Below are 7,437 nucleotides of genomic sequence, written 5' to 3'. Positions count from 1 at the left end.
CTTGTTCGCTGGAGGCCTGCGACAGGCTCTGGGCGGTCGCCGAGACCTCTTCCGAGGCGCTCGACAAGTGGCCCGCCGCGCCCCGCACGTCGGCGATGATCCGCGACAGCTTCTCCACCATGGCCCTCATGGCCGCCAGCAACTGTCCCGTTTCGTCCTTCGACGCCGCGTCGATACTGATCGTCAGATTTCCTTCCGCGAGCTGGTTAGCCGCTCCCACGGCTTCGGTCAGGGGGCGGGTGATGCTGCGCGTGATCAGGAAACCGACGCCGACGCTCAGCAGCACCGCGATCGCTCCCAGCGCAAACATCTGCGTGCGGGATTCTATGTAAGTCGCAACCGCAATTTCGGAGGCTTCTTCCGTGTTTTGTTTTTGATAGTCAAGAAGGTCGGCGAGCAATTTGGTGACGTCGCTTTGGGCAGGAAGGAGCTCTTTGGCGAAATAGTTTTTCGCCTCCGCTTTTTTGCCGGCGGTCAATAGGCCAATGAGTTCCTCTTGGGTCTTTACATATTTTTGCCTTGCCGCCTCGGTCAGAGCCAAAAGCTCCCGCTCCTTTTGACCGGTCAGCGACTTGTCCAGAGCCTCGAAGGCTTCCTTGGCGTTCTTGCGAGACTCTTTAACTTTGGCGAGTTGGGCGTCCAACTCCTGCTTCTCTAGCGCCAGCGCATACGCCATTTCGCGTCCGGTAATATTGACTTTCAGTCGGAAATCCGCTGATGCCACTACCTTGGGGAAGGCTTCCTTTACGATCCGATTGAGACTCGCGTTGAGTTCGCCCATTCGGTCGATGCCGAGAGCTTCTACAACTAAGACAATCAATACGAGAAGTCCGAACCCCGAGCCCAGCCGCAGGCCGATTTTCATGTTCTTAAACGTATTCATTTTTATCTCCCAACTATTAGTGTTCACAGATTTGATTGTTATTCAGTTGAATCGCGAACTCGCACGGCGTCCGTTTTCTCTCATAGGTCGCTCCGTCAGAAAGCCAGGTTGAATTCCACGAAGCCGTAATCCGCGTCCTTTTTGGCCCGGTATACCGTTTCGGTGACGTTGCCGCCGAAGGCATGGCCGTAATAAAGATTCCACGACAGTTCCTTGGTGAGCGTCTGGGTAAAACTCACGTCCACCAGTTCTCCCGCGTCGCTCCTGCCGTGCGCGTTGCGCCCGAGAAAGCCGAAGGAACCGGAGCGGGAGGTCGCGCCGGCCCCGGCGTAAAACAGGTCGGACGAGTCGGAAAGCGACAGGTGATGGAAGTCGACGGCGACCTTGGTGGCCGGGGTTGGCGCCACGATCAATTGGGCGAAGGCATCCTGCAAGTTCATCAGATTGAAGTAGGGGAACTTGGCGTAGAGGCGTACGGTAGGCAGAACCTGGAAAAAGGTTTCGTGTCTTCCGTCGTTCGAGTTGTCGTCGCCGGAGCTTCGGAAATAACCGGCGCGCAGCCACGGCTTGAGCGGCAGATCGATCCATTGGTAGCCGGCTTCGGCGTCCACCGCCCACGCCTGATGGCTTTGGTTGGTCCAGTCGCCGAACTGGTAGACACCCCACAAAAGGCCGTCGACTTCGCCGGGGCCGAGTTTCCGCATTCCGAGCAAGTGGGTTCCCACGTTGTGGATGTTCAAATCCTGACCCGGCCGATTGAGGCGCGGCCGCTGGCTGGCGGGACGGTTGTCCACTACTTGGGTGTTGCGGTCGTCGCCGTAATAGAGATAAAACAGCCGGCCCTCGGTGCCGGGCAGCAACGCATCCTTCTTGCTGGTCAGTGCGGTATAGAACAGGTCGATATGGCTGATCTCGTCCTGCGCATGGATGTTGAATCCGCCCTGGTTCGGATGTGCGCCGCTCACGGTCAGGTTGAAAGCGGGCTGATCGTAAACCATGGAAAATCCATCGAAATTCCGGGCCGCATGGGTGAAGTCGAAAGTACCCATGAGGCGTTGCGAGGCGCGGGTGACCTTGAGTGCGTAGAACTTGGGGTCGGCGACCTTGTACTCCAGCCCTTCCAAGAGTTCGAGCCGCCCGACTTTCAGCGACAGGCCGGGCAAGCCCAAGGCGCCCAGCTTGAAATTGAGATAAGCCTGTTTTAGATGCACATCGCTGGGAGACTTGGCGCGATTTTCGGAAAAGTAGGCGGCGCCGAGGCCCAACGGCCCGCCCGGAACCGCGACGGCGTCGCTGGGAAGATCGTAAAGTCCGCTGTATTCACCCTGTACGTAACCGTCGATATGGGGCGTGGTGAGCAGCACGCCGAGACGGGCGCGGATCGCCCAGAAGTCATAATCGTTGTTATTGTTTGCCGCGGGACTTGGCTTGAAAAAATCCCACGCTTCGTAGCGGCCACGCAATTCACCGGTGATGCGCAGGTTTTCGTTGATCTGTCCCCAGGGTTTGAACTCTTTGGGAACGACCGCGGGATTGGCGTGCCCTAGTTTCACTGCAATCCCCAGTGAAAGCAGCGGCATCAAGTAACGAGACCTTGCGGGAGGCCCCCAAGATTTTTTGGTCAACGACGAAATCACGAATTTCCCCCAATGAATGAGTATTTATTTTTTAAGCTACTTTCTGTGCTTCAAGATTGGCGGCGCGCTGGATCAGCGAAGGGACGTCGAGGATCAGCGCCACGTCGCCGGAACCCAGAATGGTGAAGCCGCTGACGCCGCGCGCTTTGCCGAACAGTTTGCCTAAAGGCTTGATGACGGTTTGGAACTCACCCGCGAGTTCGTCCACCACTAAGCCCGCCTTTTGCCCGCCGAAATGAGTCACGACGATGTTCTGCCGGCGGGCGGTTTTGCCGTGCATCCTGAAGTGTTCCCTCAGATTGAGGATGGGTAATACCTCTCCGCGCAGATTGACGTAGCCGCCGTGGTGCTGTTGATGTTCATCCAGCTCCACGCACTCCGACACCATATCCAGAGGTATCACATAGGAGCAGCCGCCGACGCTCACCAAAAATCCGTCGATGATGGCCAAGGTCAAAGGCAGGCGGATGCGTATGGTCGAGCCTCGTCCTTCGAGGCTCGCGATTTCCACCGAGCCGCGGAGCGCCTCGATGTTGCGCCGTACGACATCCATGCCGACGCCGCGTCCGGACAGATTGCTGATCTTGTCGGCGGTAGAGAAACCGGGCTCGAAGATCAAGTTGTAGATCTCTTGCTCGCTCAGGTTCTGATTGGCGTTCACCAATCCCCGTTCTATCGCCCTGCTCAATATTTTGTTGCGATTCAATCCGCCGCCGTCGTCGCTCACTTCGATGACGATGCTGCCGGATTCGTGGTAAGCGTTGAGCCGAACCGTGCCTTTTGATGGTTTGCCGCTCGCGATACGCCGATCCGTAGGCTCGATACCGTGGTCGATGGCGTTGCGCACCAGGTGGGTCAGGGGATCGCCGATCTTTTCCACCACCGTCTTGTCCAACTCGGTTTCCGCACCGCTGATCTGGAGTTCGATGTCTTTGCCCAGTTCTTTCGAAACATCCCGCACGACACGGTTGAAACGGTTGAAGGTTTCGCCGATCTGCACCATGCGCAACTGTAGGGCGCCGCCACGGACTTCTTCCACCAGCCGCAGGATGGTGGAAAGCGCTTCTTGCAGTGCGCTGTCGTTTGTCTTCTGGGCCAGCAAGGACGCTGCCGCCCCGGCGATGACCAATTCGCCCACCTGGTTGATGAGTTGATCCAGCTTTCCGGAATGAATGCGGATGAGGCGGGTTTCGCCGGCTCTGGCGTCGCGGATTTTCTTTTGTTTTTCGAGCGCTGCCTCGACGACCGGTTGTTGCAGCATGCCCTCCTGCACCAATATCTCGCCCACCGGCGGGTGTCTGTGGGCTCGGGCTTCGATCTTGTTTTGCAGGGCAAGCGCTTCTTCGATCTCTCGGGGCGTGGCCGCATCGGCCTTGACCAGAATCTCTCCTACCTTGTCCGCCTCGGACTCCAGGGCTTCGATGCGCTCGATGGCGACTGCGGCGAAAGCGGGCGGCGGAGTGATGCGAATGTGGCAATCGTCCCGCACGAACTCAAAGACCGTTTCGATGGTTTTCTTGTCCGCCGCGCTTTTGAAATCGATCTCGAAGCCAAGGTAACAACTCTCCGGATCCATGTGTTCGGCGAACGGTAGTCGTTCCGTTTTGGTCGTGAGATGGACGATATCGCCCAGATTGCGCAGGTAACGAATGAACGATGCCGGATCGAAGCCGTTGCGCAGGATGTCTTCGCCGAAATCCACGGCGATGTGCCAGCTATCTCCGGTTACGGCACCTTCGCCGCAAATCTCTACCGGTGCGGGTGTTTTGGCCGGCAGACATTTGGCATCGTTCCGTTCGCCGGGCGTTTCCAGATAACGGGATAGCCGCACGAGCAGTTCAACGCCCGTTGTCGTTGGCTCGATATCCGCTTCGGTTCCGACAGCCGCCGCATCGATTAGGACGTAGATCTCGTCGCAGGATTGGAGTAGCAGGTTAGTCAAATCGGGTTGTGCCGGGATTTCGCCGGCACGCATCCGATCCAGGACGTTCTCCACGACATGAGTGAAGGATACGATGGCGTCAAGGCCGAACAGTCCCGCCGAACCCTTGATGGTATGGGCGGCGCGAAAAATGGCATTCAAGATATTCGCGTCGTTCGGCGCCTGTTCCAGCCGTAGAAGGCCCTCCTCCATCTCTTCGAGAAGAGCGCGGCTCTCCTCGATGAAAACCGGCAGTGCTTGATCCAGGCTCATGACGACATGCCTCCTCTCGGACCGGGGGCGGCGGTTATGACGAGGGGATCGCCGAAAAAGCCTGCCAGGTCGTACAGGTCCATTAACTCCAGGACAGGAGCGCTGTGGGAGACAAGGCGGAGATTTTTTTGGGAGCGGTCCGCTTCCTTTTTAGCGAGCATCAGGAGCTGAAGTCCCGCGGTATCGATTTCGCTGATTCCGGATAAATCAATTTCCAGTTCTGTTTTTTCCTGTAGCATTGCCATCAGCGGTCGTTTCACTTCTGCGGCGTGATAGACGGTTAGTTCGCCGGCGAGACGCAATGCACCGCTTTCTTCTGTGAATTCTATGGTCACGGCTGAAGCTCCCTCACGGCATAATCAACTTGGATACCGCATCGAGCATTTGCACAGGCTGAAATGGTTTGATAACCCACGCCTTGGCGCCTGCCGCTTTGCCTTCGGCCATTTTGGCTTCCTGTGATTCGGTGGTGAGCATGATCACCGGAGTGAATTTGTAGGCCGGTAGTTGCTTCGCCTCCTTAACGAAGGTTATCCCATCCATATTGGGCATATTGACATCGCTGATGATCAGGTGAATTCGTTGCCCATTCAGCTTCTTCAAGGCATCTTGGCCGTCGCAGGCCTCGATCACATCGTAGCCCGCTCCTTTCAGGGCGATGCCCACGACCTGACGGAGCGAGGCCGAATCGTCGACAATGAGAATGGTTTTGGCCATAGTGCTATTCCTCTGGATTAAAAGAAGGTGATGTCGGCGGATTGAGCGGCTTTGGCGGACGGCGCGCCGTGGTGATGGCGCCGCTGCTCTTCGGTGGTATAGGTTTGAGCCAATTCCTTGAGCCACAGCGTGGCCTCGATCGTTTCTCTCCCGGTCGCTTCGGAGATATGCGCATGTAGCTTTTCCAAATCGTTGCGCACATGCCCCAGGATTTGGCTAACCCGATCCTGAAATTGCAGGGAGACTAGAATGTCCGATATCTCGTTCCGTATTTCTACGCTTTCTCCCTGAAGGATTTTGGCGGATTGGTTCAAAGCGCCGCCCGCGCTGCTGAATTGATCGAGAACCCGGTTTATGGCGGTTTCGGAGTCGGTCAGCAATTTCGCGTCCTGATTGGCGCTTTTTTCAGAAAGCTCCAATGCCGAGGTGATGGCCTCGTTGATGACGTTCACCCGCTCGCTGATACGTTTTCCCGTCTCTCCGGAAAGCGTTGACAATTTCCGTACTTCATCCGCCACGACCGCGAATCCCCTTCCGGCTTCTCCCGCCCGGGCGGCTTCGATGGCCGCGTTAAGAGCCAACAAGTTGGTTTGTCCGGCAACGTTGGCGACCTCCGCCGCCATTTGCTTCAACTCCTCCGTGAAGTGGGACAGTTGTAGGATTTCCTGCATCGCCATCCGCCTCATGTCTAAAGCCGTTTTCAGGGAGGCGATTACCGAGTTCAATTCGTTTTGGCTCTGCGCCAGGAGCGAAACCATGCCACTGTTGCCTGTTTGTCCGCCGATGTCCTGGGCCGTCTCTTGCGAAGCGTCAACGGCGGTCTCCAAGTTATGCACGATATCGGCGAAACGGCCGCTAAGCGTGACGATGGCCTCTTCCATCTGCGATCGTCCCATCTCAATCTGTCCGGACCATACGGGCAATACGGCCGTACACAATTGGTCCAAGCCATGGATGCGCTCGCGTTTCTTTTCTTGCTCCGCTAATAAATTTGCGCTGCTAATCTCGATTGCCGCTGCTAATCCCCGTTTGGACCGTGCTGCAAGCGAACGAATCGGCAGCAATGCAATGAGTAGCAAGGCGCCACCGCCGATAAGGCTGCCGGTGCTCCAGTTTCCCGCTTGCGCCGTTATCAGCAAACCGGCTGATCCGAGGCAGCCCGCATAAAACCATAAGACTCTGTTCGATAAACACTCGGAGGCGGAGAATTCGCTAGTGGTGTTTAGCTCCTCTTCCTTACGCATCTCTTTATTTACCCCTGTTGGTTTTCGTTTTTCGGATTGCCGTGACCGGAGCACATGTCGGCGGCGGCTCTTGTCACGTCCTCGAATTCTTCCGATTGGTCAAAAAAAATCCGCGCCCTTGGTTGAGGGCTTTTATTTCAATACTGGGAAGTGGGGGGATTCGCGACTAGGAGGTGTTATGAACCCGTACAGCTACTTTTATAAAAACAATAACTTAGCTGCTCGCCGCACAGTACCAACGTTATCGGTACTAACTATCGAATCAGACACTCAATCAAAGTTCATAACGGGCTCTAGGAGAATGTTCGCTCGCAGTTCTTCCTGCTGATGGCTCTAAGCACATCGAAGCCATTTCCGTCCGGCAGAAACAGGGCCAAGAAAACCAGCGCCGGATGCTCTGTCCGAAATTTTCCCAGTACCTCGACTGCTGTTGCAGCCTTGGTTATTGCGATGGTTTTTTGAGGTTATGCCCAAACAAGGAGGCCGCTCGCTCGCGTACTGCTCGCGGCCATTCACAATCGATACCTTCACCGAGCACTTCCCCCAACTTTTTTTAAGTTTGGTACGGACGTAACAGAATGAAAGTCAGATAAGTCTGATTTTTTGGTAAGGAAAACGGAGGGTTGTGTAGGGGATGTGCGTCGGATGTTGCCGCCTTCGGTGGTATGGGCTTACCGAAGCGTGGAAGTTGGCGGTTGACGATTGGGATTGCGGCGTCAGATGGTTGTACTGCTACGCAAGCAGTCGCGGGCGGCAGTGAAC

6 protein-coding genes are annotated in these 7,437 nt (G+C 56.3%); all 6 read right to left on the bottom strand.

Annotated features, from left to right (window positions below; all coding sequences use genetic code 11):
- The coding region (locus VEB01_RS22160; RefSeq protein ID WP_324879342.1) for a methyl-accepting chemotaxis protein at nt 1-883 on the bottom strand (883 nt) is incomplete at its 3' end.
- 95 nt (nt 884-978) lie between these two features.
- Nucleotides 979-2,463 (bottom strand): alginate export family protein, encoded by a 1,485-nt coding sequence (locus tag VEB01_RS22155; protein WP_324879341.1) that lies wholly within the window; start codon nt 2,461-2,463, stop codon nt 979-981.
- Between the two features lie 88 nt (nt 2,464-2,551).
- Nucleotides 2,552-4,714 carry a chemotaxis protein CheA gene (locus tag VEB01_RS22150; RefSeq protein WP_324879339.1) on the bottom strand — a complete coding sequence of 721 codons (2,163 nt, stop codon included), beginning with the start codon at nt 4,712-4,714 and terminating at the stop codon, nt 2,552-2,554.
- The gene (locus VEB01_RS22145; RefSeq protein ID WP_324879337.1) at nt 4,711-5,049 is read right to left on the bottom strand and encodes an STAS domain-containing protein; all 339 of its coding nucleotides are present in this window, start codon (nt 5,047-5,049) and stop codon (nt 4,711-4,713) included. The genes VEB01_RS22150 and VEB01_RS22145 overlap by 4 nt, the downstream gene beginning before the upstream one ends.
- 13 nt (nt 5,050-5,062) lie before the next feature.
- Nucleotides 5,063-5,431, bottom strand: a complete 369-nt coding sequence (locus VEB01_RS22140) for a response regulator (protein WP_324879336.1) — start codon at nt 5,429-5,431, stop codon at nt 5,063-5,065.
- Nucleotides 5,432-5,448: 17 nt separating this feature from the next.
- On the bottom strand, nt 5,449-6,675 hold the full coding sequence (locus VEB01_RS22135; RefSeq protein ID WP_324879334.1) for a methyl-accepting chemotaxis protein: 1,227 nt from the start codon (nt 6,673-6,675) through the stop codon (nt 5,449-5,451).
- Nucleotides 6,676-7,437: the final 762 nt, after the last annotated feature.

The sequence above is a fragment of the Methylocaldum sp. genome (assembly GCF_035627495.1).
Classification (GTDB): Bacteria; Pseudomonadota; Gammaproteobacteria; order Methylococcales; family Methylococcaceae; genus Methylocaldum.
This window is presented reverse-complemented; position numbering and strand designations above follow the sequence as displayed.

Excerpts from the sequence above, each read along its gene's own strand:
- VEB01_RS22150 (WP_324879339.1), bottom strand. The coding sequence starts at position 4,714 with ATGAGCCTGGATCAAGCACTGCCGGTTTTCATCGAGGAGAGCCGCGCT.
- VEB01_RS22155 (WP_324879341.1), bottom strand. The coding sequence starts at position 2,463 with ATGCCGCTGCTTTCACTGGGGATTGCAGTGAAACTAGGGCACGCCAAT.
- VEB01_RS22135 (WP_324879334.1), bottom strand. The coding sequence starts at position 6,675 with ATGCGTAAGGAAGAGGAGCTAAACACCACTAGCGAATTCTCCGCCTCC.
- VEB01_RS22140 (WP_324879336.1), bottom strand. The coding sequence starts at position 5,431 with ATGGCCAAAACCATTCTCATTGTCGACGATTCGGCCTCGCTCCGTCAG.